Here is a 26,077-nt window from a genome sequence, read left to right as displayed (position 1 = left end):
GTCGACAGAGTATGATAAGAAAGAACAGAAACGACTACTATTTTAATTTAGCCAAGAAAGAAGGTTACTTAGCCAGATCCGCCTACAAACTGAAGACCGCTGACCTCAAATACAACCTGATCCGCAAGGGCGACGCTGTCCTTGATCTCGGATGCTATCCCGGATCCTGGCTCCAATACTGTGCGGAACGGGTCGGCAAGAAAGGCGTTCTGGTGGGAGTGGACCGGAAAGAACCGGAATCCCTTCCCGGCGAAGTGACGTTTATTCAAGGGGACGTGCATGTGATGGATCTGGAAACCATCCGGCAAGCGTTCCCTGAGTTTGACTTGGTATTGAGCGATTTGGCGCCGGACACCACGGGTGACCGGTTTGTGGACGGTGTGCGGTCGTATGAACTGGCCAATAGGGCGTTGGACATAGCGGATGCCTTGCTGAAACCGGGTGGACGGTTTTTTTGCAAGATTTTTCAGAGCGGAGAATTCGACGTGTTTTTGACGGATGTCCGTAGGGCGTATGAAACGACCCGTGTATTTAAACCTCCTTCTTCCAGGAAGGCGAGCAGGGAGACCTTTGTGGTGGGAATCAACAAACGGATTTAGGAGGAGGATGTTACAATGTCCGGTCATTCAAAATGGAGCACGATAAAGCACAAAAAAGGCGCCGCCGACGCCAAGCGAGGCAAAATCTTTACCAAATTAATCAAGGAGCTTACGGTCGCTGCTCGAGTAGGGGGAGGAGACCCCGATGGGAACCCTCGATTGCGAGCGGCCATTGCCGGAGCCAAAGGGCAAAACATGCCCAAAGACAACATCGAACGGGCTATCAAAAAGGGAACGGGTGAGCTGGAAGGAGTCAATTACGAAGAAGTAACACTCGAGGGGTATGGGCCCAGCGGAGTAGCGGTACTGGTGGAAAGCCTGACGGACAACCGGAATCGGACCGTTGCCGAAGTTCGCCACACATTCGCGAAGTACGGCCGGAGTCTGGGGGAAGCCGGTTCCGTGGCGTGGATTTTCCATCAGAAAGGGCTCATCGCCGTCAATCAGGACGCTGCGGACGAAGACAAACTGATGGAGGTGGCTCTCGAGGCCGGGGCGGAAGACGTGCGCCGGGAAGATCAACAGTTCGAAGTGGTCACCGCGCCGGAAGAACTTGAAACCGTGAAAGAATCTATTGAAAAAGCGGGCATTCCCGTCGAGACGGCGGAAATCACCATGTTGCCGCAGACCACGATTTCGCTGGACCGGGACCATGCGGTGAAAATGTTAAAGTTGATGGACGTGCTCGAAGACAACGACGATGTACAGAACGTCTATGCCAACTTTGATATTTCGGACGAAATCATGGAGTCGATTGAGTGAATGCGGGTTCTGGGAGTGGATCCAGGTTCGAACGCCACCGGGTTTGGGGTGGTTGAAAAGGTCGGAAACAGAATGGCCCTGATGGCGGATGGCGTGATTCGTCAAAGCCGAGGCCAATCCCTGAGTGTGCGCCTTAAGAGAATTTACGACGAGTTGGCGCGCGCCATCGAAGCAACAAGGCCCGAAGAAGTGGCCGTCGAATCCCTCTTTTTCGCCCGGAATCCCCAGAGCGCCCTGAAACTCGGACAGGCCCGCGGGGTGGCCTTGCTGGCGGCGGTAAACGCAGGGCTTCCGGTGTTCGAGTACAGTGCTCTGGAGGTCAAGAAGGCTGTTGTGGGATATGGGCGGGCCGGCAAAGACCAGGTCCAGTTGATGGTCGGAACCCTTCTAAACAGCCGGACAAGACGATCCCGGGACGCGGCCGACGCCCTTGCGATAGCCATATGTCACTTACTCTCGTCGGGATCACCCCTGTCCGGCTATCGGACGAACGCAAGAGTATGATCGCTTCCCTGGAAGGCGTACTGGCGGCCAAGTTTACCGATCACATCGTTGTGAACGTGCAAGGTGTGGGATACCGGGTTTGGGTTTCTCTCGAAACGCTGTGCAAACTTCCCGAACAGGAATCCCGAGTGTTTCTGAACGTGGTCACTCAAGTTCGCAACGACGCCATCCATCTGTTCGGATTCCATTCGCTGCTCGAAAAGGAGTTGTTTCTGCATCTCATTGCGGTCAGCGGCATAGGACCCAAGATCGCGTTGAACATCCTTTCCAGAATTCCCCAGGATGAGCTTCGATCCGCCATTCACAGCCGTGATGTAACCCGGCTTAGAGCCATTCCAGGCGTTGGAAAGAAGACTGCGGAGAGGATCGTCGTCGAGCTTGCCGAAAGAATTGGAAAGTGCATATCCATACCCTTGGAACCCCCGCGAGCGATTTCCGCGGACCGGATCGCGGAAGACGTCATTTCCGCTCTGACGAACCTGGGATATAAGCGGGGCAGTGTGGAAAAGCGCGTCCGTGAGGTCGTTCATGCGTTGGGCGACCGCCCCGGTGTGGAGGAGGCTATCCGACAAGTCCTTCAATCCATTGATCGATCAGGTTGATTCCTGTGGATGAGAGCCGAGTGTTAAATCCATTGGCCGAACCCGGTGAAGACCGGATCGAGAGTGGTTTGCGCCCGGCAAGCCTGGCGGAGTATGTGGGACAGGACGCCCTCAAAGAGAATCTCGAGGTGGCCATCGACGCGGCAATGAGGCGGGGCGACGCTCTCGATCATGTCTTGTTCCACGGTCATCCGGGGTTGGGAAAGACCACTCTGGCCTACATTATTTCCCGGGAACTGGGCGTGAATTTGAAAACCACCAGCGGACCCGTGCTCGAGCGGGCGGGTGACTTGGCCGCGCTTCTGACCAATCTGGAGTCCAACGATGTTCTGTTCATAGATGAGATTCACCGGCTGAGTCATGTAGTGGAAGAGATTCTGTATCCGGCCATGGAGGATTTTCAGCTGGATATTATCATCGGCCAGGGGCCGGGGGCCCGCTCCATCAAAATCGATTTGCCGCCTTTTACTTTGGTGGGTGCAACCACCAGAGCCGGCCTGCTGACCCCTCCGCTACGGGATCGATTTGGCGTTGTACTGCGAGTGGATTTTTACCGGACCGAGGATCTGACCACCATCGTGACGAGGGCGGCGCGCATACTCGAAGTGCCCATCGATCCCGAAGGAGCGGTCGAGATCGCTCGTCGCAGCCGGGGAACGCCCAGAGTGGCCAACCGGCTATTACGCAGGGTCCGCGATTATGCCCAGGTTCGGGCGAACGGAGTGATCACCAGAAAGGTGGCCGACGAGGCGTTGGTCATGCTCGAGGTGGATGATCGCGGGTTCGACAAAATGGATCGCCGCATCCTTTTGACGATCATCGAAAAGTACGAGGGCGGTCCGCTCGGACTGGACACCCTGGCGGCGGCCATCGGCGAAGAAAAAGATACCATCGAGGATGTCTACGAACCCTTTTTGATCCAGATGGGATTTCTGAAACGCACTCCCAGAGGAAGGGTGGCTACCCGGTTGGCTTACGAACATTTGAAATGCCCGTATCCGCACTCCGGGCAAAAGGCCCTGTATTAGGACACATTAGCCGGAACTCCGTTCTCGGCGGAAGGACTTCAGGAATCACGATAATGCATCCCGGTGTGAAACTGTTACTGCGAGTGGTGCTGGCATTGGCGGCCTCCCTGTTTCTGACGCACGTGTTCCTCAAGAGCGACTCGTGGTACGCGAGGATCGGACTGGCCTGTTTGCTGCTGATTATGGCGTACACCATGGAGGCGGTGCGTAAACGCAAGGATTAGGAACGGATCGATTGTACACCGTTTCATCAGGGTTCGAAGAAACGGTCGAGGGCCACAAGCGTGCGCTTCGGCGACTTGGGCTTTGCTTATCCCTTTTCTGTTTCATACTGTCGGCTTGTGCGGGAGCTCAAAAGACCATCAGGCTGGGTCCCGTGGATCCGAATTCGCTCAGTGACGGGGTTTTTCGCGGCGCATCGCGCGTGGGCCCTGTGATCGCCGAGGTGGACGTTACCGTCCTGAACGGAGCCGTCATCCGCATTGACGTCATTCGTCACGTGAACATGCTGGGAGGCGCTGCCAATCCTACCATCCCTCATCGAATCGTTTCAGCCCAGTCCACCGAAGTCGACGTTGTGAGCGGAGCCACCGGCAGTTCTATAGCAATCATGCAGGCCGTACAGGACGCGCTGGATGCGTCTCTGGCCGGCGGCAAAGAAGCGCCGGAATAACACGACCGGCGCAGAACCGGTTTCCCATGGCTCAGACGAACAGCGTTGCGTCAGACGATCGGAAAGTAATCTCCTGGAAAGTGTGGCTCTTTTGGGGACTGCTCGTATTGCTGTTGGGCCTCCTGGGCTGGCTGGTTTACCTGTACAGGCCTCAAGTTCAAGCCTACATGGACCTGGTGCTGAAGAAACCCAAGGACGTCAAGGAGTACGTGCTTTCCTGGGGCCCCTGGGCGCCGTTCGTATTTACTTCTCTTCAGGCTCTCCAAGTGGTTTTCGCTCCCGTTCCCGGAGAAGCCACGGGCTTCCTCGGCGGATTCATTTTCGGCTTTCTTCCGGGTTTTCTGTACTCTTCTGTCGGCTTGACGGTGGGATCGTTGATCAATCTCGGCATTGGACGGTATGTCGGCCGGGGGCTGGTGGAGCGAGTTCTACCTGCTTCCGTTCTGGCGCGTTTTGACCATCTACTGCGGGCCAAAGCGGTTTTTGTTATTTTTATTCTTTTCCTAATTCCCGGTTTTCCAAAGGATTACCTTTGTCTGGTTCTCGGAATGAGTCGATTGCCGCTCCGCCTGCTTCTGATCGTGGCGGCCGTGGGGCGTATTCCGGGCACGTTGATCCTTTCACTTCAGGGCGCGAGCCTGGAGGCCGGGCGCTATCTGCAGATTATCATTGTAAGCGCACTGGCCCTGGCTTTCCTGGGTCCGGCCTACCTCCTCAGAGATCGAATCTACCAGTGGTCGGAGCGTTGGGAGAAATCTCATTCTTCCAAGTAGATTCTCCTCCTACTTGGGCTTTCCGTTAAAATAACCGGACAGGATGCACAGGGCGAGAATGGTCTTGCCGTCCCGGATGTTCTCCTTGGCTATCTGCTCCCGGACCTCATCCATGGAAAGTATTTCCACCCTCGATATCTCATTCTCGTCCACGACGTTTGTCATCTTGGTCAAATGATGCGCTTCGTAAATCTCGATGGCTTCATCCGAGTATCCGATGGCCGGATAGTATTCGAAAATGCGCCTAATATCGGTCGCCTTGTAGCCGGTTTCTTCCAGGAGTTCTCTCCGGGCGCAGTTTTCGGCCGTTTCGCCCGGATCCAGTTTGCCCGCGGGAATCTCGAGGGTTTCCTGCCCGATGGCATACCTGTATTGTTTTACCATCACGATGTGGTTCTCGTCCACAAACGGCACCACAGCGGCGGCGAGGGGATGTTGGATCCTCATTCGTTCCGTGAGCTTACCGTTCCGCAAGAGCACCTGGTCCAGATGAGCGGAGAAATGTCTGGTAGAAATCGTGGCCAACGTTCGCAGTCGTTTTTCCATACCTATTATCCTTTGATGACTCCCCAAGGTCGCAATCGCGCAACTTTTCTTGATATCCCCGCATTGTGGACCACATCCACCACCTGGTCGACGTCTTTGTACGCTTCGGGTATTTCTTCGAGCAGGGTGGCGCGGCCCGCGGAGCGGACAAAAATGCCCCGGTCTTCCAATTCCCGTACGATGGCTCTGCCTTTGGCGGTTTTCTTGGCGGCGGCCCTGGAAAGGAGTCTCCCGGCTCCATGACATGTCGAGCCGAAGGTGTGCTCCATGGCCCCCGGCGCCCCCACCAGGACATAGGAAGCCGTGCCCATATCACCCGGTATGAGCACGGGTTGCCCCGTCTTTTTGAAGACCGGCGGCAGATCGGGATGCCCCGGCGGTAAAGCGCGTGTGGCGCCTTTCCGATGCACGCAAACCTTTCTTTTTTTTCCGTCGATAGCGTGTTCTTCGATCTTGGCGATGTTGTGACACACATCGTAGACCAGCCGCATGCCGTGTTCTCGAGGGGACAGCCCCAATGCCTGCTCGAATACCTCGATCGTCCAGTACATGAGTAACTGCCGGTTAGCCCAGGCATAGTTGGCCGCGCATGCCATGGCCGCCTGGTAATCCCGAGCCGTGGCGGTTCCCAACTCCGCGTAGACAAGTTGGCGATCCGGAAGCGCGATCTTTTTTTTCTGGGCTTCTTCCTGCAAGCGAACGAGGAAATCACTGCATACCTGATGCCCCAGCCCTCTGGATCCGGAATGGATCAGAACGGTCACCTGATCCCGTTCCAACCCCAGCATCCGGGCCGTTTCTTCGTCGTACACTTCTTCCACCAAGCCTACCTCGAGGAAATGGTTGCCCGATCCCAGTGTGCCTAATTGTTGCTGTCCCCGTTTGAGTGCCCGATCGCTGATCACGTCGGGATCCGCATCCTCGATGCGGCCATGGCTTTCGGTGTGTATCAAGTGATCGGAAATCCCGAACCCTTTGTTTACAGCCCACTGGGCTCCCTCGGCCAGCAGTTTCTTCTCGTCCGATGCACTGAGTTTGAGAGGACCTTTGCTGCCGACTCCGGTGGGTACGTGTTGATATAAGGCCAGCACCAATTCCTCTATTCGATCTTTCAGGTCCCCGCGTTTGAGGTCCGTGGCCAAGAGACGGCATCCGCAATTGATGTCGTATCCCACGCCGCCGGGCGAAATTACTCCTCCCTCAAGGTCGAACGCCGCTACTCCCCCGATGGGGAAACCGTATCCCGAATGGATGTCCGGCATGGCCAGAGAGTTCTTCACAATACCCGGCAGTTGAGCCACATTGGCCACCTGCTGCAGGCTTTCGTCCGATCGAATGGCGGGGAGGATTTCTTCGGATGCATAGATGATACCCGGAACTCGCATGGGGCCGCTTTTGGGTATTTCCCATCGCCATTCATCCAGTTTGCGTAAATGGATATGGTGCGTTGCCAAATCCGTTCCTTATGTAAACAGACGACCTGTGAGTTCAGGAGTGCTTTCGAATTAACTTGTAGACGAATTTCCCAATTTCATTTTCGTCTTTGATAAGAGGCTTGAGCGCTGTCAAGGGGACTTCCGCCCGGGCCATGGTTTTGTGGCCGCCGGCGGACCCGTATTTGCCTAGCAGTTTCTCGGCCAACTTGCCGGCATTACGACGATATCCGATGCTTCGGAATATGACGATGAGCTTCTGTCCCTCAACGGCGCTGACGATGCTCCAGGAACTTTCCCCGAGTTTCAGGAAGAAATCCGCCAGCTGCACGCAGATATCCGAGTTCGAGATTCTTCCCAAATGCGCGTACGCCGTATGTTTCCACAGCCTTAGGTTCTGCATGGCCTTTCGATAATACGTCAGGGATTTCTTGGTGATTTCAGAGTGTTCGATCTTCTGGATAATACTCTTGTTTGCCAGGGGAAAGAGGTAGCGGAAAGCGAGCATATCGCCTTGCATGCCCCCACGAACAAAGTTCAGCGTGTCGGTTTTAATTCCGTAAAAAAGGGCGGTGGCCAGTTGGGCAGAAGGCCGGATTCGGGCGGCCTTGAGGTATTCCGTCAGAATCGTGGAGGTTGCTCCGTACTCGGGCCGTATATCCAGAAAGGCCCCTTTCAGCCCGCTCGTGAGGGGGTGATGATCAATAACGATGTCAAAATTCATCTTCCCAAAGTCCGGATTGTGAGACGGCTGGGAATCCACTAAGGCGAACTTGGTGAATGCGGCGGCTTCGAGTTCTTTGATGGGGTTCAGCGTAACACCCAGCAGGCGGATCATGGCCAAATTGTCCCCTCTTTTCACCGGATGGGAGTTGTAAATGGCGGCGCCTTTCACTTTTCTCCAAAGTAGCCTCTTCAGCGCCATGGCGCTGGCGATAGCGTCCGGGTCGGCGGTGATCAGTATGGCCACTCGGTCCTCATGATTCAGGAGGGCCCGCAGGCGTTTCAGGCGATCTTTCATGGACACCGAACGGGCGAACCCTTGTTCCATCATCGAACAGGGGGCATCGTTCGCTGAAGCCGCGGTTTTCCCACTTTTTGAGGCGACGCCGGATTTACCATTCCGGGGAATGTTGTTTTCTACAACTTGCGCTGCGTTTCCGTCTGTCATAACGAACCCCTTTTTTGTATATTAAGGGGAGAAATGTGTGCCGTCAACGCTATCGGCCGCGACGGGGGGTTAGGCATTGACAGACACGTCAAATCGGGTAAGATAACAGATCCTTACTTTCCAACAATTTAAGATAGTTACTTTCGATGACCCAAATGACTCATCCTGTATATCCGTTTGCCGCCATCGTAGGCCAGCAGAAAATGAAACTGGCCCTACTTCTGAACGTCATCTACCCCGAAATCGGGGGGGTGCTCATCCGGGGCCATCGGGGCACGGCCAAGTCCACCGCTGTCCGGGGTCTGGTGAATGTCATGCCGTTCATTCGGGTTGTCTCGGACTGCCCCTTTCACTGCGACCCTGAGAACCCGCAAAGGATGTGCGACCGGTGTCTCGAGAGGTTCGAGGCAGGGGAAGTGCTGGACTGGATTGAGCGTCCGAGCCCCCTGGTGAACCTGCCCATCGGGGCTACGGAAGACCGTCTGTTGGGTTCCCTGGATTTGGAAAGAGCCCTCAGCAGGGGAGAACGCCGATTTGAACCGGGCTTGCTGGCCGAGGCCAATCGCGCCCTATTCTACGTGGACGAGGTTAATCTGTTAAACGACCACTTGGTGGATCTCCTGTTGGATGCAGCGGCCATGGGGGTGAACTTCGTCGAACGAGAGGGGCTGTCATTCAGCCATCCCAGCCGATTCGTGCTCATCGGCACCATGAATCCCGAGGAGGGAGACCTCAGACCTCAGCTTCTGGACCGCTTCGGCCTCTGTGTCGAGGTTTCGGGAAGCAAGGACGCAGCTGAACGCTCGGCAATTGCACGACGGCGTCTGAGGTTCGAATCCGAGCCGGCGAAGTTTGCGGAACAGTGGGCCGCCGAGGAGCGGAAACTGTCTCTCGACCTCGCTCAGGCCACCGAGCGGTTGAAGCACGTTACCGTGCCCGATGAAATTTGGGAACTGGCGGCGCGCTTCTCGTTGAGCTTTGAAACCGAGGGCCACAGGAGCGATATCACCATGGTCAAGGCGGCTATGGCTCTGAGTGCTCTGAACGGGACTCCGGAGGTGACTTCAAAAGAGCTCGTGCAGGCTGCGGAACTGGCCTTACCCCATCGCTTCAAGAAGCATGGCTTGCGTCATGCGGAACTGAACGTACAGAAGCTGGAGACACTGGCTGAAGCATTCGAGGAAGAGAAAGCTTCACCGGAGACGGCGTCCGGGCACGAAAAAAAAAAGCTTACGCTCGTTTAGAAAATGTCGATACTGTAGTCCCACCGGTGGCTTCGCATCCGGAGAATCGACGGCCCTCCATTCCCCTCGAGGACCTGATCCGCTCGTCCTCGCCGGGCCGCAGAAAAAGATCGCTTTTCCGGAAAGGTGAGGGCGCATCGGTGACCGATGCGCCTTTCGAGGGTCGCAGCTTTTCGGAGATAGCTCTTTTGGCCACGCTCAAAGCAGCCGCCGTCAGAGCGGCTTCACGAGGCCCGAACGACAGGATCCGAATCATTCCATCCGATCTGAAACAGAAAGTTCGGGAGCGGCGCGCCGGATACACGATTCTGTTCGTAGTGGATGCGAGTTCTTCCATGCGGGGAAAGGGACGCATGTCGCATGCGAAGGCGCTACTCCATGCCTACCTGAAAGAAAGCTATCTACGCCGTGACCGGGTGGGGTTGGTGGCTTTCCATCATGATCGGTCCCGCCTGGCGTTGCCTTTGACTCCGAACATGCGGCGCGCCGAGCATGTGGTGGAGCAGCTTGCTTTAGGCGGTAAGACGCCGTTGGCCGAGGGCATCGCTTTGGGGCTTCGGGCCTTGCTACAGGAGCGGTATCGCAATCCGGAAACGGACACCGTCATGGTGCTGGTTTCCGATGGCAAGCCCAACTTGAGTCTGCATGGAGGAGATCCCCTCGAAGAGGCGCTGATGGTGGCGGAGCGCGTGGCTCAGAACCGAACGGCCCTCGTGTTCATCGATACGGAGGATGACCCACTGGCTTTTGGTTACGGGCCTCAGGTGGCGCGGGCCGCCGGAGGGGTATACCGGACAATGGCGTCTCTGATGAAAGATTGACGGCCGCGGATCAGTCGCCATGAGAGCGGGAGCCGATGGGGCCTGCCGGCCGGAATGCGTTTACGCTCGTATCCGGGAAAATAGGGATCACCCATGAAATGCAGGAAGGGCTCGTATGCAACCGGCCTGCTGGGCGTGGCCATCCTCGCCGGCGCCCAGGTGCTGACGTATTTCAGGGTGGAGCCTTTTTTCTCCTGGTTCTATTCTTTTGCATGGTGGTCGTATATTCTGATCGCCGACAGCGTGGTGCAGTGCCTGGAGGGGCGATCGCTCATTCGGAATCGACCGCGTGAATTCTGGATGTTGGTTCCATGGTCCGTCACCTGCTGGCTGATCTTCGAACTGTTTAACCTGGCGCTCAAGAACTGGCAATACGTAAACGTACCCCCCGAGGTCTGGCTCCGGTGGCCCGGCTACGTACTGGCTTACTCGACCGTGCTTCCGGGCATTCTGGAAACCTTTGATCTGCTGAATGCACTAGGATTGTTCCGAACGATCCGTCCCCGGAAGTTGACCCAGGGATCGGGTTGGAGGAAACCCTGCTTCGCGCTGGGACTCCTCAGTACCGTCCTTGCGGTTGTATGGCCACGTTATTGTTTCCCCCTGGTGTGGGCCGGTCCGACCCTTATTCTGGAACCCCTAGTGCATGCTCTGGAGGGTGATTCACTGATTCGGAGGTGGCAACAGGCGGGTATCCGGCCGATTCTGAATCTGCTGTGCGCCGGGGCCGTATGCGGGCTGCTTTGGGAATTCTGGAACTTCTGGGCCGGGGCCAAGTGGAAGTACACAGTGCCTTTTGTGGGACACTGGAAGGTATTTGAAATGCCCATATTGGGCTTTCTTGGCTTTCCTCCGTTTGCGCTGGAGTGCTTCGTCATGGTCTCCGCCATAAAACTGTTTTACACCTGGGCTTCAAAGCCTTCCGGAGAACCGGAATGTTCGAACGTTCGTCGGGTTCTTTCAACAGGCGTGGCGGCCCTTGGGAACGTGCTTTTCTGGGTTTTTTCGTTTTATCAAATCGACACGCATACCATCGTGTCGTTCGGGTCCTAATGTCAAACCGTTTCGAGCGAACAGTCTATTATGCAACGTTGGGATGTCCAAAAAACCTTGTGGACACCGAACGCATGGCAGCTATCCTGCAAGAGTCCGGATTTCGATGGGTCCCTTCTCCGGAGCAGGCGGAGCTTATTCTGGTCAATACGTGCAGTTTCATCGAACCTGCCGTGCGGGAGTCCGCGGAGACCATTCTCGAGCTGGCGGAATACAAGAAGACAGGACAATGCAAGGCCCTGGTGGTGGCCGGCTGCCTGTTCAGCCGATTTGGCGGAGCCTTGAAAGAAAGCCTTCCCGAAGTGGATCTGTTTGTCGGAACCGACGAGTTTCAAACCATCGGCAAGAAGCTGCTGGAATCGGGATTGGCGGTCATGGAGCGCGAGGAGTCAGCGGGTGTCACGACCGGCCGTTTCAGGTCCACGCCCCCTTTCACGTCGTATCTGAAGATCGCGGAAGGGTGTGACAACGCCTGCACGTTTTGTCTGATTCCCAGCCTCAGGGGTCCTTACCGGAGCGTGCTCGTCGAAGATCTGCTTCGTGAAGCCGGGAGCCTTTCAGCGGAAGGAGTTGTCGAGCTGAACGTAGTCGCGCAGGACACGACCCGTTACGGCGAGGATCTGGAGAGTGAGGTGCGCCTTCCCGGTTTGATGGAACGGCTGGCCAGGGTTGGCGATTTCAGATGGATACGCGCGCTGTATCTCTACCCGGAACGGGTAGCGGACGAGCTTCTCGACGTCGTCGCTGCAAACGAGCGCCTGTTGCCCTACTTCGACCTCCCTTTGCAGCATGTGTCCGAGCCTGTATTGAAACGAATGGGGCGGTGGCGGCCGTCCTGGGATCCTTATCGTTTGATCGATCGCATTCGCGACCGAGTCCCGGACGCTGTCATTCGATTGACGGTTATGGTGGGATTTCCGGGCGAGACGACCCGGGACTACGACGAGTTGGTGCAGTTCATAGATCGGGTGCGTCCGGAACACGTTGGAGGATTCACATTTTATCCGGAGGAGGGGGTTCCTGCAGCCCGGCTGCCGGATCAGGTACCCCGCGGCGAACGGGAAAGGCGTTTGGAGGGCCTTATGCAACTCCAGGCGGACATTTCACGAGCAAAGAATTCAGCCAGGATCGGATCCGATGTAACGATCCTGGTGGAAGGCCGCTCGGACGAATATCCCGGCTTGCTCGAGGGCCGGGCCTGGTGGCACGCGCCCGAGATCGACGGCGCCGTGTTTTTTCAAGGGAAAGCGGGCCCCGGAGAGTGGGTCCGGGTCCGGATAACAAAAGCGTCCGAACATGACTTGTTTGGACGCATGATCGACCGTCTCTGAAGAGGGTTGGCGCCGCGATTCCGGAAATCGCGGTTTGCATTTTACGTTTTTTTAACATAATAAACCATAAGAAGATTCCCGTGGCTGCCGCCACACGCGCCTATGTTGTGCCGAACGGTCGCGTGCATGATATGGACATCCGAGTAAACACCTCGACGGCGCTCCAGGGAATCACAAGGGGTTATTTCACTACGATGGGAACAGGTACATGACACAACAGAGCTTTCTGATCGCCGTCGAAAAAGATGCGGAACAGATCAATCATTACCTCCAGGCGAACTTGGAATCCCACGTGGGTCTGATATCCAAAATAGGAGAACATATCCTGTTGGGAGGGGGGAAACGGATTCGGCCGATGCTGTTTGTTCTTTGCGCACGATTGGCGGATTACGGAGGCACATCCGAATACTACTTCTCGACGGTGTTTGAATATCTTCACGCGGCGACACTCTTACATGACGACGTCATTGACCGCGCCGAAGTCCGACGGGGAACCGAAACGGCCAATGTGCTCTGGGGTAATTCCGCCGCCGTATTGGTGGGGGATTTTCTGTATTCGAAATCGTTCAACATGGCGGTCGAGATGGGTAACCTTCGTGTTTTGGAGGTCCTGTCCAATACGACCAACCGTATGGCCGAAGGCATGGTCTTGGAACTGATCCACTCCTTTGATTTCAACATGCGCATGGAAGATTATCTGGAGGTAATCATATCCAAGACCGCAGTGCTCATGTCCGCCGCATGCCGCATCGGAGGCATGCTGGGCAACATAACGGAGGAACAGGAGAAACTCCTGGGTGATTTCGGCATGGATTTGGGCATCGCCTTTCAGCTGGTCGACGATGCATTGGATTACAGCGTCAGCCAAAAAGAATTCGGAAAGCCTGTGGGAAAGGACGTAGAAGAGGGGAAGATAACGCTCCCCCTGCTCCGCACTCTAGAAATCTGTACCCCGGAAGAGCGCCGAAAACTCATCGAATGGTGTGACAAGGATACCTTTAAACCTGAACATTTTTCTTCTATACAAACATTGGTGAGGAGCTATAACGGGGTCGAGTATAGTCTGGAGCGAGCCAAAGAGTACAAAGACCGAGCCCGAACCAATCTGCTCGCCTTTCCCGATATTCCAGGACGCCAACTGCTGATTGATTTGGCGGACTTTGTTGTGGAACGCCGTTTCTAGTCGAAGCGTCGGGATTCCTTCAGTTCCGCTCGGCGAGTTCCGGAAGAAGAGAGGACGAGGCTTATGGCCAAACAAGGAAACGAATCGAACTGGGTGTGGGTCTTTATCCAGCAGTACTTCGAGGGCGACAAGATGGTCGGCCGGCTAGATGAACAAAACGGGGAACAATTCATTCCCTTCTTCGAAGTCAAAGAAGACGGCTTGGCCTGTAAACATGCGTTCAAGAAAGAACAAGGCCCGGATTACGCTTTACAGGCCATGCTTTTCGAAGAATTGACCGACTATGCAAAGGAAAACGGTTTCTCGTTATACAAACTGGACGGAGAAGGCCATATTGTCGAGAAGCTGCGTTTTGAGCACTAGTTTGGGACCGCGGCTGTTCCATCCGGTTCCCGCCACCCGAGAGGTGGACGTATCTGAAGACAAAGGATGATGGTTTAGATGTTTGATTTTCAAAAAATCGCCGAGCAACGAATATTGGAGGCGATCGAACGGGGCGAATTGGACGGGCTTCCCGGTGCGGGATCTCCGATCGCATACGAGGACGAAAGCCGGATCCCGGAAGATCTAAGGATGGCCTACAAAATATTGAAGAACGCCAATTGCGTCCCTCCGGAAGTGTCGGAACTGAAAGAGATTCGACAGGCCGAGGACTTGCTCGAACACGTCAAGGACGAGCAGGAGAAATACCGGCTGGTAAAAAGACTGAATTTTCGGATCATGAAAATCAACATGCTCAAGAACAGACGTGCGGACTTCGAAATCCCCCAGCATTACTGCGAGAAACTGGCAGACAAACTGCAGAAAAAAGCGGAATAACCCGCGCTTGGGTCCCGACGCTATTATCGGGAACGTCCCATGCGAGAGTGACGCGACTACGTCAAGGGCATCCGGCTGTCGAAATCGGGCGTCGTGCGGTTTTGGTTCGTAACGCTCCTTGTTGTCCTCCTATCCCTTCCTGAATGCCGGAGGCTAGTTCAGCTTGACGAAGAGGCGGGTTCCCGCCGGTACACCCGACCAGTTGTCGATCTCTACGGCGCTCAGGAGCTTGTTGTCCGGGTAGAAGTAAAGGGTGTTTTCATTTCGATAGACGGAACCTACCACATTCTTGGGGTGTCTGCCTTGACGAAGCGTGTAAGGCCCCCGATATCCCATGATCATGCGAGTGTGTTCGGGAAGCGAATCCCAGTCGGAAACCCTGTGGCCGGGCAGAACCTTGCCGTCTGGAAGAAAATAGAAAGTGTTTTTGTTCCGATAGTTGGGTCCGGCCAGACTCCAGGCCGTTTTCCCGTGTTCCAGGGTCTTGATGGGCCCTTCTTCCACCTTCTGATCGGTGTCCACATTGAGAAGCACACGGGTCCCCGCAGGCAGACGACTCCATCCCAGCTTCTTCTCGACCTGATCACCCGGCAGCGTGGTTCCTCCGGGCAGGACGTATACGGTGTTGCAGGAATCGTAGTCTTCTCCTGCCACGTTCCAGGCAGTATTCCTGAGAGAGATCACATTGGATTGAAGGGCTTCATTGCTCGCCGAGGACTGAAGGGCTTCATTGCTTCCCAAGGACGGAACGGGTTTATCGCTTGCCAAGTACGGAACGGCATCATTACTTGCCAAGAGGCTTGCCGAACCGTAGAAAATTTCCGCCAGGTGGTCATCCTTTGTCAGCCGCCCGGCCCGAACATCGGGATCAAAGGTCCAGGCGGTTTTCAACCCGGCCTTCTGACGATCGAAATTCTTGGCGCAACGTTTTCGGCCGCGATGTTTCGTTGGATGCCAGCGGTTGGGCCGACCGTAAGCCACCTGCGCATGGGTGAGCACATCCCTTTCGTCAATCCCGTAAGCTTTCCGGAGCATCTGAAGCAGCCATTCGAGGGATCGGTATTGGGAGTCGGTAATGGTGCTGTAGTGATAGGCTATGAGTTCGATGCCCACCGAGTACGAGCTGACGTCCCTGTAACCGTTCCACATGGAAATGCCTGCGTGATCGGCTCGAAAACGGTGCCCCAGTATCCGATAGACATCGCCGTTTCTCGCGATGGCGTAATTGGCGTGCCCTCCGCAGGTGGTCAAGCGGCAACCACGGACTTTGCCTTGGCTGAGGGTTCGTAAGGTGCTTTCCAGACCGGCTTCGGAAGTGTGCACGATAACGAAGCGGGTTTCCGCCCGTGGACGCAGTTTGAAGCAGTCACTCAGCTTGTGCTCGATGTCGATAACTTTGGGTGTAAACTGGTGCCGACTCTTGGGACGTTGCGGCCGGGTTCCCTCGGAAAGATCGGGAAGCCCGATGAGGACGATCGCGAGCAAGGTCACGAAGCAGGGCCGGAAGAGATTTCGAATGCTCATCGTATGAAGCAAGGATCGCACGTGGATGACTCCGGATCTATGTGAGCCTTTTCCCTGATCGCAGTTTTACCTTCAGGACAGGCTCCGGTGTGATGGTTGTCCCGGCAGGGAAAGGCTTCGAGGCGCCGGGTGAATTCTTGTTGTCAGCTCAGGATCTCGCGGGCCACGATCTGTGTTTTTCGCACGGCTTCCTCGGCAACGGCTTCGGTCTCGGAACCCACCCCGCAAGCGGGGGTGACGAACGCGCATCCCGTCAGCCACTCGCCTTCCATTCCTTTGGACTCGAGTTCCGCCAGGTACGAGGAAAGGAGCTCGGTCAAGGCTCGGGCGGACTGTTCGAAGACCTCGTCCGAAGAAGGAACGATGCCCCAGGCGATGCTGCCTCCTCTTCGGAAGAAATGTGTCAAGTCGTTGAGGTACAGCAATAGATTGGGGAAGAAGCGAAATGCATCGAAACTCAACACGTCCAAATCCGAATGCAGCACCAGCGACCAGTCCGTATTACCGCAACAATGAATGCCGGCCACGGCGCCTTCCTGATGAATCGACTCCACAACTTGATTGAGGCTGCTGATGACGTTTTCCCTGTTCGCAGCCACAAAAGCGGACCCGAAAGACACGAGATAGGGTTCGTCAATGAACACGATGACCTCGGAGGCATAGCGCTTGAGCTGCTGAACCTGCCAGCGGGCGTTCAAACTCAGCGCGGTTACGACCGCTTCATAAATTTCGGAATGATAAAAGATCGCCCTGCCGTTTTGATCCGGGACGGTAAGACCGAAACTGAAAGGGCCGGTGACATGTCCTTTGAGCGCCCGGAGCGGCGCGTTCTCCGCACGTTTTAAGCGTTCCAGTAACGCATAAAACCCTGCAGCGTACGTTTCCGGGAGCTTGAAATAGTCCAGGTCTTCTTCCAGGACATGCGTATAGAATCGTTCCAGTTCCCGTTCGATCCGAGTTTCGGTGTCGACGAAAATTCGTTGCTTTTCCTCGTCCAGACGCACCCCTGGGACAGGGTGACTGTATTGAACGTACATGTTCTCCAGGAATCGGGACTTGGGAAGCTGGGGCCAGATCGGTATATCGGGAAACGCCTCGAAGATGAGGTCCAGCGCCGCCTCCGCAGCCACATGGGGAAAGCTGCCGATGGCCAATGGAAAGACACCTTTGAGTCGTTTCATGATCGCACCCGCGTTTGTTCTGCGCACAAACCTCCCCTTCTCCTCGACAGAGTTGCAGCGGAGGGCGATCGCGGCAACTCTGCCTGGAGGAAGGAAGCGTAGTCCGGAAAACGCCGGCTTCTCTTGGGGGCGCCAGAGCGTAACCGGTTACTATAGTTAATTTTGTATCAAAACTATACGTAAAAGTCAAATATTTTTTATCAGTTATGCTATCCTTGCCCCGGCTTGACAGCCGAATCGATCGGACCTATGATTCGACATAACTGTGTCCCCGATTTCACCCTCCACGAGCTTCCATCGTAATAACCAGTTATCCACGCAGGGTACGGTAAAGGGTAGCTCCGAGGCCGCCGGTGAACACAACTTTTCTGAAAGTGAGTGCATCATTCCAATGAATAGGAACAATGCGCCGGAATACACGGCGAATGTGCCCACAAGAACCGTCATCCCGGACCGGAACGCGTGTTTCCGCATCATGCGGAGCCATCATATGCTTCCGAACATCTTCGAACACAGCGAACTGGTGGCTCGAGTCGCCCTCTTTCTGGGCCGGGCGCTGAACGAAAACGGCAGCGTGCTGAACCTGAAACTGGTACAGGCTGGAGCGCTGCTGCACGACATCACCAAAACCCGGTCCATTCAGACCCGGGAGCGCCATGACGCCACCGGCGAGCAGCTTCTGAGAGAAATGGGGTATCCGGAGGTGGCTTATATCGTGGGCCTGCATGTCCACCTGGCGGACGAACCCCTGAAAACCGCTTTCGTCACCGAGGCGGAGCTGGTCTACTACTCGGACAAGCGCGTAAAACACAGCCTTTTGGTGAGCCTCGAAGAGCGATACAGGGACCTTCTGGAGCGGTATGCGCACACTCCCGCGCACATTCGTCTTTTAAGCAGCAACCACACGGTGTCCAGGGAAGTGGAACGAAGGGTATTTACAGGGCTGGATCTGAACCCGGAGGATCTGAAAGAGAGACTTTATGAAACGCCTTAGGCTCGGTCTCTTGTATGGCGGCACCTCGAGTGAGCGCGACGTGTCCATCTCGGGATGGAAGGTGGTCAGGAAGCATTTCGATCCCGACCGGTTCGAACTCGAGCACTTCGATCTGAAAACGGACCTCGCCGTTCTTATGACCAGAGCTCCGAAACTGGACGCGGCGTTCATCTGTTTGCACGGCCGCGGCGGCGAAGACGGAGTCCTTCAGGGTTTCCTCGAGCAGGTGGGCCTTCCTTATCAGGGCTCCGGCGTTTTGGCCAGCGCCCTGGCCATGAACAAACAGCTTTCCAAACTGCTGTTCCGGCAAGCGGGATTGGATGTGGCCGCCGACATAGTGGTGACCCGATCCGACAAGGTGGATCCCGACCTCGTTGGCAAGCGCCTGGGGTACCCCATCATGGTCAAGCCGCTTCGTGAAGGGTCCAGCATCGGCATGAGCCTGGTCCGCGACCCTTCCATTCTGTCGAAGGCCCTGGAGCAAGCCTTTTCATACGATTCTCACGTGCTGCTCGAAGAGTACCTGAACGGCGTGGAGATCACCGGGGCGGTACTCGGCAACAGCCGGATTCGCGCATTGCCGCTCGTAGAGATCAGACCCGGCCAAAGCCACGAGTTTTTTGATCTGACAGCCAAATATACGCCCGGCGCAACGGAAGAAATCTGTCCCGCCCGCGTGAGCGAACCCATTACCCGGCGCGCTCAGGCCGCCGCTCTGAAAGCCCATGAAGCGCTGGGATGCCGAGGCTACAGCCGGGTGGACATGTTCGTTTGCGGCGACGCCGTAAAAGTGCTCGAAGTCAACACCATTCCGGGAATGACGGATACCAGCCTTTTTCCGCAGGCCGCTCAGGCCGAGGGCATCAGCTTTTCCAAGCTCTTGGAAATATTGGTGGATCTGGCGCTGGGGGGCGAACTGGAGTAGGCAAGATAACCCGCCCCGGGAAGGAACGCGCTTGCGCATCCGCCCCCCAAGACCTTTATATCCCTTATATCCCTTCGAGGTATCGGGTGACTCGCCTGACGCTTCTCCCGAATGCTTCCCTTCGAGACCCCGGCCCCAAAGCATCCTACCTCAAATCGCTCCGTCGACAGGCAGCGTGATCATGCAAGCTCATATACGAGCTTGACCCGGATGGAGTTGACAGTTCAAAATGGGTATAGTTGTTCCTATGTAGCATCCATCGGAGGGGGTTCCTAGGCAGGGAGGTAACGTTGTGGGTTCCCGAAATCGGGATGCATAGGTTTGTCCCATGCGTTGCCTGCATCATTCACCTTTTGAAGAGGAGCGCCGTTATGCAAGGAATTCACAAAGCAGCCTTAGTTTTGGTTTGTGTCGTCTTCACGGGCATGTTCGCCGGATCGCCCGCTTATTCTCTCGACATCGGGAAATCCCTCGAATCCGTGACCAAGATGGGCGAATACAGCGACAAACTGAAGGGCCTGTATGAAGAGCTGATGGGATTTAAAGACAGCGCCAAATTCCACGATGTGGGATTTGATAATTGCTGCGAGTTCGCCAAATGGAAGGACAAGGTAACCGGCCTGACCAAGGAAGCGAAGACGCCGGTAGAAGAAAAGGCCTCGAGCAGCCTGGCTCAACTAGGTGAAGAATACCTGAAAACCAAAGGCGCGGAAAACGACACCACCAGCAGCCTGACTTCAATCATTAAGGGCGTGCTGGGGAAGTAGTTGGTTCAATCCAACATATGTTTCGGGGGACTGCTTTTGCCCTAGGAGCCGTCCCCCCTTCATCTGCGAAAAAACCTGAACCGGTGTGGCGCGCTGCCTGCCAGGCGTCTCTTATTTGGCCTCCTGGAAACGGAGTCGTTCAGGATCACGCCCATCCTTGCCGGTTCAGTCGATTGGCCTTAATTCAGAAAATAGTTGATCTCCGGTATCGATCACCAGTCCGCCGTTCCGAACAACAGGATCTATGGCTTCCGCGCAATTAGGGACACAATCCGTCCATTCGAGCGACTGAGAGGAACGAGCCGAGGCTTGGCGTCTTATTGCCGGAAGGGAAAACCGGTTCACTTGGCGCTCGTTATTCCTAACCTCGTCGGTTGCTCAAATTCATTACAATAGCGATGACGTAATTGCTCAATTTTTGAGCAGTTTACTTCCTCTGTGAATGGACCGATCTGGAAACTATCAATGTAATAAAGGGGTTATTATACATGGCATGTTTGTTGCTTCTATCAACCATGGTTCATTCGTAATGAGGGTGCTCTTTCGAAGTCGAGTTACGATCCGGCGGCTGCTGATCCGGTGCTGTGGCAGGTAAGGATTAGCGCCCCCTATTCTTGAATTTAATTCTTTACCGGCCATGCACCAAAGGTGTAAAGTAGTCACATGCTTAAATCCGGCGACATGAAGACCGGCGCGCTAGTCGCTTCCAGGAACGCGTGACCTCGTCCGGGCTCGAGCGTCGGGAGGAAGCGGAGATACCCGGTATCGTTAGGCGGGCCATGTAGGTTTGCCACGGGGCAGAGACCGTGCCGGCCCTCTTGAAAGATGTCCTGTCCAATCGCGGATTAAGGTTCCTGCCGACGGAGCCGGCCGCCGCTTTCATGGTCCGCAACAACGCCATTGGTTTGGTGGCGAAGATCATGTGCTTTTCCATGCCGTGGAGCCTCGGAAACGGGTCTATATACGGGGCATAGAGTGTGTGTTCGCTGTTTTTCAGCGTTTGATGAAGCCTTTGTATCGGTCTTTTTCTATCAAACAAACATACACCATTCGATCCTGCTTGGCTTCTGTGTGCTATCATGAACATTCGCTTTCATTCTATTCTGATCCTATCTCTGATTTTTATTTCGCTGAATATTTCGATGTCTCATGCGGATCAATTCGTAGAGTTGAACGTCGAGACCGGGGACTGTTTGATCAAAATATGCAGAAAATGGCTGCAATATCCGGAGGACTGGCCGAAGATCGCTGAATTGAACAACATAAAGAATCCAAACCTGATACATCCGAATGATAAAGTTATTGTGCCTATAGATATGTTAAAGGGGATCCCCTTGAACGGCGTAATAACCTTCGTTCAAGGAGATGTAAAAATCAGCAAGGATACGGATCAAACCTCAATTCCCGTCCATTTGAACGACTCAATTCGTGAGGGTAGTCGTATCACAACCGGTAACGACGGTTCGGTGAGAGTGAGTTTTCAGGACGGGTACGCCTTCGTAATAAGGTCGAATACCAACCTCCGAATCATCCAGGCAAATACCAAGAGAGAGTCCCGACTCTTCTTCCAATTATGGATGGGAATAGGAAGAGTCCTCTCAAGGATCAAGAAAGCCACGGGCGCCGACGCACGCTTTCAGGTGGAAACGCCTTCCGCGGTGGCGGCTGTCCGGGGCACGGAATTTCGAGCCTCCGTCGACACGAGCGAAGACACCCGATGCGAAGTACTCCAGGGGAGCCTGTCGCTCAAAGCCAATGAAGCCGAAGTTCAGGTCAAGGAGGGCGAAGGCAGTCTTGTACGAAAAGGCGAAGCCCCCTCGGCGCCTTCCGAACTCCTTCCTCCCCCCGAGGTTACGATCCCTTCACCCTTGATTACCCATTTACCGGTGGAACTCGAGTTCGAGAACATAGAAGGGGCTTTTCGATATCGAATCATGATTGCGGCGGATCCCGATTTCCATGGCATTCTCCGAGAAACCATGGTCGAGCCTCGCGAGAGGTTCCGATTGGACGACATGGCTGACGGCGCGTATTTTCTGCGGGCCGGGAGCATCGACCGCGCGGGTATCGAGGGGATCGACTCCGTACCGGTCGAATTTCGCATCCGAGTCCATCCACGGCCGCCCGTTCTTTCGTGGGCACAAGGAGATCGGGTATTCAAGAGCGGCATGGTTCACTTTTCGTGGGCCGGCGTGCCGCAGGCGAAAAAATACCGCATCCAGGTGCGGAAAGGGGAGTTGCTTCAGGTGTTCGACAAAGTGATAACGGAGACAACGCAACCGGCTTTCGAATTTCAACCGGCCGCTCCCTCCGTATATCAGGTCAGAATTCGTTCCATCGCCGAGGACGACTATGAGGGTTTGTGGTCCAATGTCTCTTCCTTCCGGGTAGTCCCACCTCCTCCGGAGCCCGCGATCGAACCAATGGACAAGAAGGGGAACCGGCTGCGAATCACATCACCCGCTGTTGCAGACCACTTCCGGTATGAGTTTCAGATTTCCAAAGATCCACGGTTCCAGGAAATCATCGTATCGAAAACAACCGAGGTACCCGAAATCATTCTGGAGAAACCCGAGGATCCGGGGACCTATTATGTGCGCGCATCGCTCCATTTGCCGGGATTCCAAAGCGACTTCTCTCCGTCCGCCGGCTTCGAAGTCAAAGAAGAATCCGCTCTTCTATCGGCCGTCCTGTTCGCCGCTTTCGTCGTGGCAATCATTCTGCCTGCTTCCCTTCTTTTCTAAGAGATGCTATGACCGCTTTGGCCGACCACAAAAAATACCTTGCCGGCTCCTCTATCCGATCCGCCCTATTCGTCGTGTTATGTATGGCGTCGATATGGATAGCCGGGGAAGCCGGTTTGCTAACGTCGGTCGATTCATATTTATACGATCTTGGCTTTAGACTCCGCGGTTCGATCCCGCATGATCGGCATATAGTTATCATAGCTATCGACGAAAAAACGCTTAACACATTGGGTAGGTGGCCGATCCGAAGAAAGTATTATGCAGACCTGCTGGACAGGCTTGAACATGCCGGCTGCGTCGGTTTTGATATTATCATGTCCGAAGCGTCCCCTGATGATGCCGGCCTGAATTCTGCGATCGATAAACATTCCAGAGTCGTTCTCCCCATATATATAACGAATGATTTGTTTACGGATGCCCCTGACCGATCCTTGTTTGGTGCGACCGTTGGCCATATTCATGTGGAACAGGACGTGGATAGTATCGTAAGATCTGTCTTTCACAATATAACTTATAGGAACCACTCTGTTCCGTCGTTCTCGTCGGCAATGTACCGTATTTTAGGCGGCCGGAATGCCAATGGCGGCATCAGTAATACCTACGAGAAGACGTCCTATTTTTCGACTAACACGTATGATAAGATCCTCCAGAATCATTTGATGAATATCAACTTTTTCTGCTGTTCCTATTCGTTCATGTCAAAGGGTACGGAGAAGCCGTTATCGCCGCATTCCTTTTTCTTTCGATACTGACGATTCCATTCGCCGTTTTGTACCGTCACCACGTATGGATTTCTCCCGCATTGTTTTTGCCGGCTTTCCTGATCGCTTTTGTCTTGGCGCACTTGTTCAAGTTGGATCGTTTGGGAAGGCTCCTGTATATTGCCAACAGAGACTGGGAGGATTCGTTTAACAGCATTTCCGATGCCATCGTGGTTTTTGATATGAATGGCGGTATCATTAAACACAACCGGGCGGCATCAAAAGTGCTGAGCGAACCTTTACGCGATACTCTCGTTCAGAAGTCTAAGGAGGTCATCAAATCCGCCCACAGGAATCGTACGGTCCTATCGAACGGTTCACCTCCGGATATGAGCTACAAAATGGTAGATGAGATTTCACAGTCGTCTCTTTCGAAACATTTTGAAATCACGTCAATCCCAAGATTGGGTCGGCACGGCCGTCCCATCGGCAGCGTACATATCGTCAGAGACACGACCGACCAGAAGATATCCGAGTACGAGCGAGAAGTTCTTCAAGACCAGCTGATCAAGGCCCAGCAGATCGAATCCATAGCCGCTCTGGCCGGCGGCATTGCGCATGACTTCAACAACATATTGGCGGCCATCGTCGGGTTCGCGGAAATGGCGCTACTTGAAACTTCCGAGTCGGGAAAGGCGCATGCCAAAATCGCCGGAATTCTCTCCGCGAGCCACAGGGGAAGAGACCTGGTCAAACAAATACTCAAACTCGGAAGAGAAAGCGACCAGGAACGAAAGCCGATTCGAATGGATCTAATCATCGAGGACACGTTGAAACTTCTCAGGGCCGCTCTGCCGTCGAGCATCGGGATTCGGACCGACATTTCCGCAAAGGATCCGGTATTGGGAAATCCGACTCAGGTTCAACAGGTCCTCATGAATCTCTGCATCAACGCAGCCCATGCGATGCAGGATGGCGGCGGGGTGCTAGGCATCACCCTCGAGGGGGCGGATCTTCAGGAAGGACTTGTTTCAGGAAATCCTCCACTCCAGCCGGGTATGTACATCCGTCTCAGCGTGAGCGATACGGGAATCGGCATCATCCCGGAAAACATGCAACGCATATTCGAGCCCTACTTCACAACCAAGGCGAAAGGCAAGGGCACGGGCTTGGGTCTTTCCACCGTACGTAGTATTGTCACAAACCACGGGGGATCGATCCTGGTGGAAAGTGAAATCAAGAAAGGAACGACCTTTCACGTTTACCTGCCTCTGAGCGCCGTGGACGAATCCTTGGATGCCGAACAGGCTGTTCTGCCCCTGCCCAAAGGCACCGAACGGATTTTGTTCTTGGATGACGAAGAAAGCCTTCTGGAGATCGGGAAGGACATGCTTACCCATCTCGGCTATGAAGTGGTCACTTTTTCGGACCCGTTGCAGGCTCTGGACCGGTTTAAACAGGATCCCAAAGCCATTGACCTTATCATCACGGATATGACGATGCCCGGGATGACCGGAGACAAGGTGTGTGATGAGATAGCGAAAGTCAGGAGCGACATGCCGATCATCGTATGTTCCGGTTTCAGCGAACAGGTGAGTCTGTCCAAAAGGGCAAGGGCGGGGGCGACGGCTTTCTTGATGAAACCTTACGCCATGAGCGAGTTTTCGAATGCCATTCGCTCGGCGCTGGACGGACGCCGTTAAACAGAGCTTGGGAGGCGTTTTCCAGCTCTTACGGGAATCGGTTTCAGCACATTGGAGAGCGGTAAGGTCCGCACACATCGCGACAAGCATCCAGAACATCGGCTTTGTATCAAAACGGCTACAGTGCGGGGGCCGCGGACTCTAGGAGAGGGAGATGCCGTGCTTTTTCATCTTCTTGTACAAGTGAGTGCGATGAATACCCAGCAGGTCGGCGGCCCGCGCCTTGTTGTTCTTGGCCAGTCTGAGAGCGTTCATGAGAGCTTCGCGTTCCGCGCCGGCCATGATCCCCTCCAATCTCAAATCACCGGGCCCGAGAGCCGCATATCGGCTTCGCTTGAGTGAAAACGGAAGATCGGAAACGTCCACCTCGCCGTGTCCGTCGAAGGTACAGACAATCCGCTCCATGACATTGGAGAGTTCCCTCACGTTGCCCTGCCAGTTGTGCTCGCTGAGAATCCATTCCGACTCGGGGGCCAGTTTCATGCGCGGGGTTTGCAGATCCTCGGAAATCCGGTCAAGGAGGTGCCGGGCAAGCGGGATGATGTCCTCGCGGCGTTCTCTAAGGGTAGGAATGTGCAGATGGATAACGTTCAGCCGGTAGAACAGATCCTTTCTGAGGGCGCGGGTTGACAGCATTTCTTCCAGGTTCTGATTGGTCGCCGCAACGATCCGGAAGTCGGCTTTAATGAGAGAGGTGCCCCCAACCCGTTCAAATTCTTTTTCTTCCAGCACCCGTAGCAGTTTGGGCTGCATCTCCTTGGGCAGGTCGCCCACTTCGTCAAGAAAGACCGTTCCGCCCTGAGCCAATTCGAATTTGCCCGGCTTGCCCCCGGAACGGGCGCCCGTAAAGGCGCCCTCCTCATAGCCGAACAATTCAGATTCGAACAGATCTTTGGGTATGGCGGAACAGTTGATGCGGACGAAGGGGCGGAGTTTCCGCGGACTCGCATGGTGGATGGCTTGGGCGAACAATTCCTTGCCAGTGCCCGACTC

Annotated in this window: 27 protein-coding genes; 21 read left to right on the top strand and 6 right to left on the bottom strand. The window is 55.0% G+C overall.

Annotation, left to right across the window (positions count from 1 at the left end):
* Nucleotides 1-11 precede the first annotated feature (11 nt).
* Genes HY788_23460 through HY788_23425 form a run of 8 tightly spaced genes read left to right on the top strand, consistent with a single transcriptional unit; the run spans nt 12 to nt 4,941 of the window.
* Nucleotides 12-599, top strand: a complete 588-nt coding sequence (locus HY788_23460; protein ID MBI4777101.1) for an RlmE family RNA methyltransferase — start codon at nt 12-14, stop codon at nt 597-599.
* Nucleotides 600-614: 15 nt separating this feature from the next.
* Nucleotides 615-1,361, top strand: coding sequence for a YebC/PmpR family DNA-binding transcriptional regulator (locus HY788_23455; protein MBI4777100.1), 747 nt, complete (start codon nt 615-617; stop codon nt 1,359-1,361).
* Complete coding sequence (ruvC, locus tag HY788_23450) at nt 1,362-1,865, top strand: crossover junction endodeoxyribonuclease RuvC (protein ID MBI4777099.1); 504 nt, start codon at nt 1,362-1,364, stop codon at nt 1,863-1,865.
* Complete coding sequence (gene ruvA, locus HY788_23445; GenBank protein MBI4777098.1) at nt 1,805-2,467, top strand: Holliday junction branch migration protein RuvA; 663 nt, start codon at nt 1,805-1,807, stop codon at nt 2,465-2,467. The genes ruvC and ruvA overlap by 61 nt, the downstream gene beginning before the upstream one ends.
* A gap of 5 nt (nt 2,468-2,472) precedes the next feature.
* Complete coding sequence (gene ruvB / locus HY788_23440) at nt 2,473-3,495, top strand: Holliday junction branch migration DNA helicase RuvB (protein MBI4777097.1); 1,023 nt, start codon at nt 2,473-2,475, stop codon at nt 3,493-3,495.
* Nucleotides 3,496-3,548: 53 nt separating this feature from the next.
* On the top strand, nt 3,549-3,719 hold the full coding sequence (locus HY788_23435) for a hypothetical protein (GenBank protein ID MBI4777096.1): 171 nt from the start codon (nt 3,549-3,551) through the stop codon (nt 3,717-3,719).
* Nucleotides 3,720-3,730: 11 nt separating this feature from the next.
* Nucleotides 3,731-4,168, top strand: a complete 438-nt coding sequence (locus HY788_23430) for an FMN-binding protein (protein ID MBI4777095.1) — start codon at nt 3,731-3,733, stop codon at nt 4,166-4,168.
* Between the two features lie 26 nt (nt 4,169-4,194).
* Complete coding sequence (locus tag HY788_23425) at nt 4,195-4,941, top strand: TVP38/TMEM64 family protein (protein MBI4777094.1); 747 nt, start codon at nt 4,195-4,197, stop codon at nt 4,939-4,941.
* Between the two features lie 9 nt (nt 4,942-4,950).
* On the opposite strand, the gene HY788_23420 is transcribed toward HY788_23425, so the two are convergent.
* The 3 genes from HY788_23420 to HY788_23410 form a co-directional block, all read right to left on the bottom strand.
* Nucleotides 4,951-5,487 carry an NUDIX hydrolase gene (locus tag HY788_23420; protein ID MBI4777093.1) on the bottom strand — a complete coding sequence of 179 codons (537 nt, stop codon included), beginning with the start codon at nt 5,485-5,487 and terminating at the stop codon, nt 4,951-4,953.
* A 5-nt stretch (nt 5,488-5,492) separates the two neighbouring features.
* On the bottom strand, nt 5,493-6,872 hold the full coding sequence (locus HY788_23415) for an RtcB family protein (protein ID MBI4777092.1): 1,380 nt from the start codon (nt 6,870-6,872) through the stop codon (nt 5,493-5,495).
* Nucleotides 6,873-6,975: 103 nt separating this feature from the next.
* Nucleotides 6,976-8,091 (bottom strand): DHH family phosphoesterase, encoded by a 1,116-nt coding sequence (locus HY788_23410; protein ID MBI4777091.1) that lies wholly within the window; start codon nt 8,089-8,091, stop codon nt 6,976-6,978.
* 155 nt (nt 8,092-8,246) lie between these two features.
* Here HY788_23410 and HY788_23405 point away from each other — a divergent pair, with 155 nt between their 5' ends.
* The 7 genes from HY788_23405 to HY788_23375 all read left to right on the top strand — a co-directional run bounded on the left by HY788_23405 (nt 8,247) and on the right by HY788_23375 (nt 14,542).
* Nucleotides 8,247-9,335, top strand: a complete 1,089-nt coding sequence (locus HY788_23405) for an ATP-binding protein (protein MBI4777090.1) — start codon at nt 8,247-8,249, stop codon at nt 9,333-9,335.
* Between the two features lie 188 nt (nt 9,336-9,523).
* The gene (locus HY788_23400) at nt 9,524-10,156 is read left to right on the top strand and encodes a VWA domain-containing protein (GenBank protein MBI4777089.1); all 633 of its coding nucleotides are present in this window, start codon (nt 9,524-9,526) and stop codon (nt 10,154-10,156) included.
* A 93-nt stretch (nt 10,157-10,249) separates the two neighbouring features.
* Complete coding sequence (locus tag HY788_23395) at nt 10,250-11,209, top strand: hypothetical protein (GenBank protein MBI4777088.1); 960 nt, start codon at nt 10,250-10,252, stop codon at nt 11,207-11,209.
* Nucleotides 11,209-12,540, top strand: a complete 1,332-nt coding sequence (rimO, locus tag HY788_23390) for a 30S ribosomal protein S12 methylthiotransferase RimO (GenBank protein MBI4777087.1) — start codon at nt 11,209-11,211, stop codon at nt 12,538-12,540. Before HY788_23395 ends, rimO begins: the two co-directional genes overlap by 1 nt.
* A gap of 208 nt (nt 12,541-12,748) precedes the next feature.
* Nucleotides 12,749-13,723, top strand: coding sequence for a polyprenyl synthetase family protein (locus tag HY788_23385; GenBank protein ID MBI4777086.1), 975 nt, complete (start codon nt 12,749-12,751; stop codon nt 13,721-13,723).
* 63 nt (nt 13,724-13,786) lie between these two features.
* The gene (locus HY788_23380; protein ID MBI4777085.1) at nt 13,787-14,086 is read left to right on the top strand and encodes a hypothetical protein; all 300 of its coding nucleotides are present in this window, start codon (nt 13,787-13,789) and stop codon (nt 14,084-14,086) included.
* Between the two features lie 78 nt (nt 14,087-14,164).
* Nucleotides 14,165-14,542, top strand: a complete 378-nt coding sequence (locus HY788_23375) for a DUF1992 domain-containing protein (protein ID MBI4777084.1) — start codon at nt 14,165-14,167, stop codon at nt 14,540-14,542.
* Nucleotides 14,543-14,695: 153 nt separating this feature from the next.
* Here the strand turns inward: HY788_23375 and HY788_23370 are convergent, their stop codons facing one another.
* Together HY788_23370 and HY788_23365 are read right to left on the bottom strand one after the other, a co-directional pair.
* A complete protein-coding gene (locus HY788_23370; protein MBI4777083.1) occupies nt 14,696-16,087 on the bottom strand; it encodes an N-acetylmuramoyl-L-alanine amidase in 1,392 nt (463 codons plus the stop codon).
* Between the two features lie 122 nt (nt 16,088-16,209).
* Nucleotides 16,210-17,274, bottom strand: coding sequence for a hypothetical protein (locus HY788_23365; protein MBI4777082.1), 1,065 nt, complete (start codon nt 17,272-17,274; stop codon nt 16,210-16,212).
* 463 nt (nt 17,275-17,737) lie between these two features.
* On the opposite strand from HY788_23365, the gene HY788_23360 reads away from it, so the two are divergent.
* The 6 genes from HY788_23360 to HY788_23335 all read left to right on the top strand — a co-directional run bounded on the left by HY788_23360 (nt 17,738) and on the right by HY788_23335 (nt 25,084).
* Nucleotides 17,738-18,241: an HDIG domain-containing protein gene (locus tag HY788_23360; GenBank protein ID MBI4777081.1), complete on the top strand. Its 504-nt coding sequence runs from the start codon at nt 17,738-17,740 to the stop codon at nt 18,239-18,241.
* A complete protein-coding gene (locus tag HY788_23355; GenBank protein ID MBI4777080.1) occupies nt 18,228-19,166 on the top strand; it encodes a D-alanine--D-alanine ligase in 939 nt (312 codons plus the stop codon). The genes HY788_23360 and HY788_23355 overlap by 14 nt, the downstream gene beginning before the upstream one ends.
* Nucleotides 19,167-19,537: 371 nt before the next feature.
* On the top strand, nt 19,538-19,933 hold the full coding sequence (locus tag HY788_23350; protein ID MBI4777079.1) for a hypothetical protein: 396 nt from the start codon (nt 19,538-19,540) through the stop codon (nt 19,931-19,933).
* 1,142 nt (nt 19,934-21,075) lie between these two features.
* Nucleotides 21,076-22,677, top strand: coding sequence for a FecR domain-containing protein (locus tag HY788_23345; protein ID MBI4777078.1), 1,602 nt, complete (start codon nt 21,076-21,078; stop codon nt 22,675-22,677).
* Between the two features lie 8 nt (nt 22,678-22,685).
* Entirely contained in the window at nt 22,686-23,432 is a 747-nt protein-coding gene (locus HY788_23340; GenBank protein ID MBI4777077.1) for a CHASE2 domain-containing protein, read from the top strand.
* Between the two features lie 50 nt (nt 23,433-23,482).
* Nucleotides 23,483-25,084, top strand: a complete 1,602-nt coding sequence (locus HY788_23335) for a response regulator (protein MBI4777076.1) — start codon at nt 23,483-23,485, stop codon at nt 25,082-25,084.
* A 141-nt stretch (nt 25,085-25,225) separates the two neighbouring features.
* Here the strand turns inward: HY788_23335 and HY788_23330 are convergent.
* The coding region (locus tag HY788_23330; protein ID MBI4777075.1) for a sigma 54-interacting transcriptional regulator at nt 25,226-26,077 on the bottom strand (852 nt) is incomplete at its 5' end.

It is taken from the genome of Deltaproteobacteria bacterium (genome assembly GCA_016208165.1).
In the GTDB taxonomy this organism is placed as follows: domain Bacteria; phylum Desulfobacterota; class Desulfarculia; order JACQYL01; family JACQYL01; genus JACQYL01.
The sequence above is the reverse complement of the archived record's forward strand: the minus strand, read 5'-3'. Positions and strand labels throughout refer to the sequence as shown.

Coding starts and splice junctions, on each gene's coding strand:
- rimO (MBI4777087.1), top strand. CDS start 11,209: ATGTCAAACCGTTTCGAGCGAACAGTCTATTATGCAACGTTGGGATGT.
- HY788_23380 (MBI4777085.1), top strand. CDS start 13,787: ATGGCCAAACAAGGAAACGAATCGAACTGGGTGTGGGTCTTTATCCAG.
- HY788_23425 (MBI4777094.1), top strand. CDS start 4,195: ATGGCTCAGACGAACAGCGTTGCGTCAGACGATCGGAAAGTAATCTCC.
- HY788_23360 (MBI4777081.1), top strand. CDS start 17,738: ATGCTTCCGAACATCTTCGAACACAGCGAACTGGTGGCTCGAGTCGCC.
- HY788_23340 (MBI4777077.1), top strand. CDS start 22,686: ATGACCGCTTTGGCCGACCACAAAAAATACCTTGCCGGCTCCTCTATC.
- HY788_23350 (MBI4777079.1), top strand. CDS start 19,538: ATGCAAGGAATTCACAAAGCAGCCTTAGTTTTGGTTTGTGTCGTCTTC.
- HY788_23415 (MBI4777092.1), bottom strand. CDS start 6,872: ATGCGAGTTCCGGGTATCATCTATGCATCCGAAGAAATCCTCCCCGCC.
- HY788_23355 (MBI4777080.1), top strand. CDS start 18,228: ATGAAACGCCTTAGGCTCGGTCTCTTGTATGGCGGCACCTCGAGTGAG.
- HY788_23455 (MBI4777100.1), top strand. CDS start 615: ATGTCCGGTCATTCAAAATGGAGCACGATAAAGCACAAAAAAGGCGCC.
- ruvA (MBI4777098.1), top strand. CDS start 1,805: ATGTCACTTACTCTCGTCGGGATCACCCCTGTCCGGCTATCGGACGAA.
- HY788_23460 (MBI4777101.1), top strand. CDS start 12: ATGATAAGAAAGAACAGAAACGACTACTATTTTAATTTAGCCAAGAAA.
- HY788_23345 (MBI4777078.1), top strand. CDS start 21,076: ATGTCTCATGCGGATCAATTCGTAGAGTTGAACGTCGAGACCGGGGAC.
- HY788_23375 (MBI4777084.1), top strand. CDS start 14,165: ATGTTTGATTTTCAAAAAATCGCCGAGCAACGAATATTGGAGGCGATC.
- HY788_23395 (MBI4777088.1), top strand. CDS start 10,250: ATGAAATGCAGGAAGGGCTCGTATGCAACCGGCCTGCTGGGCGTGGCC.
- HY788_23410 (MBI4777091.1), bottom strand. CDS start 8,091: ATGACAGACGGAAACGCAGCGCAAGTTGTAGAAAACAACATTCCCCGG.
- HY788_23385 (MBI4777086.1), top strand. CDS start 12,749: ATGACACAACAGAGCTTTCTGATCGCCGTCGAAAAAGATGCGGAACAG.
- ruvC (MBI4777099.1), top strand. CDS start 1,362: ATGCGGGTTCTGGGAGTGGATCCAGGTTCGAACGCCACCGGGTTTGGG.
- HY788_23405 (MBI4777090.1), top strand. CDS start 8,247: ATGACTCATCCTGTATATCCGTTTGCCGCCATCGTAGGCCAGCAGAAA.
- HY788_23420 (MBI4777093.1), bottom strand. CDS start 5,487: ATGGAAAAACGACTGCGAACGTTGGCCACGATTTCTACCAGACATTTC.
- HY788_23435 (MBI4777096.1), top strand. CDS start 3,549: ATGCATCCCGGTGTGAAACTGTTACTGCGAGTGGTGCTGGCATTGGCG.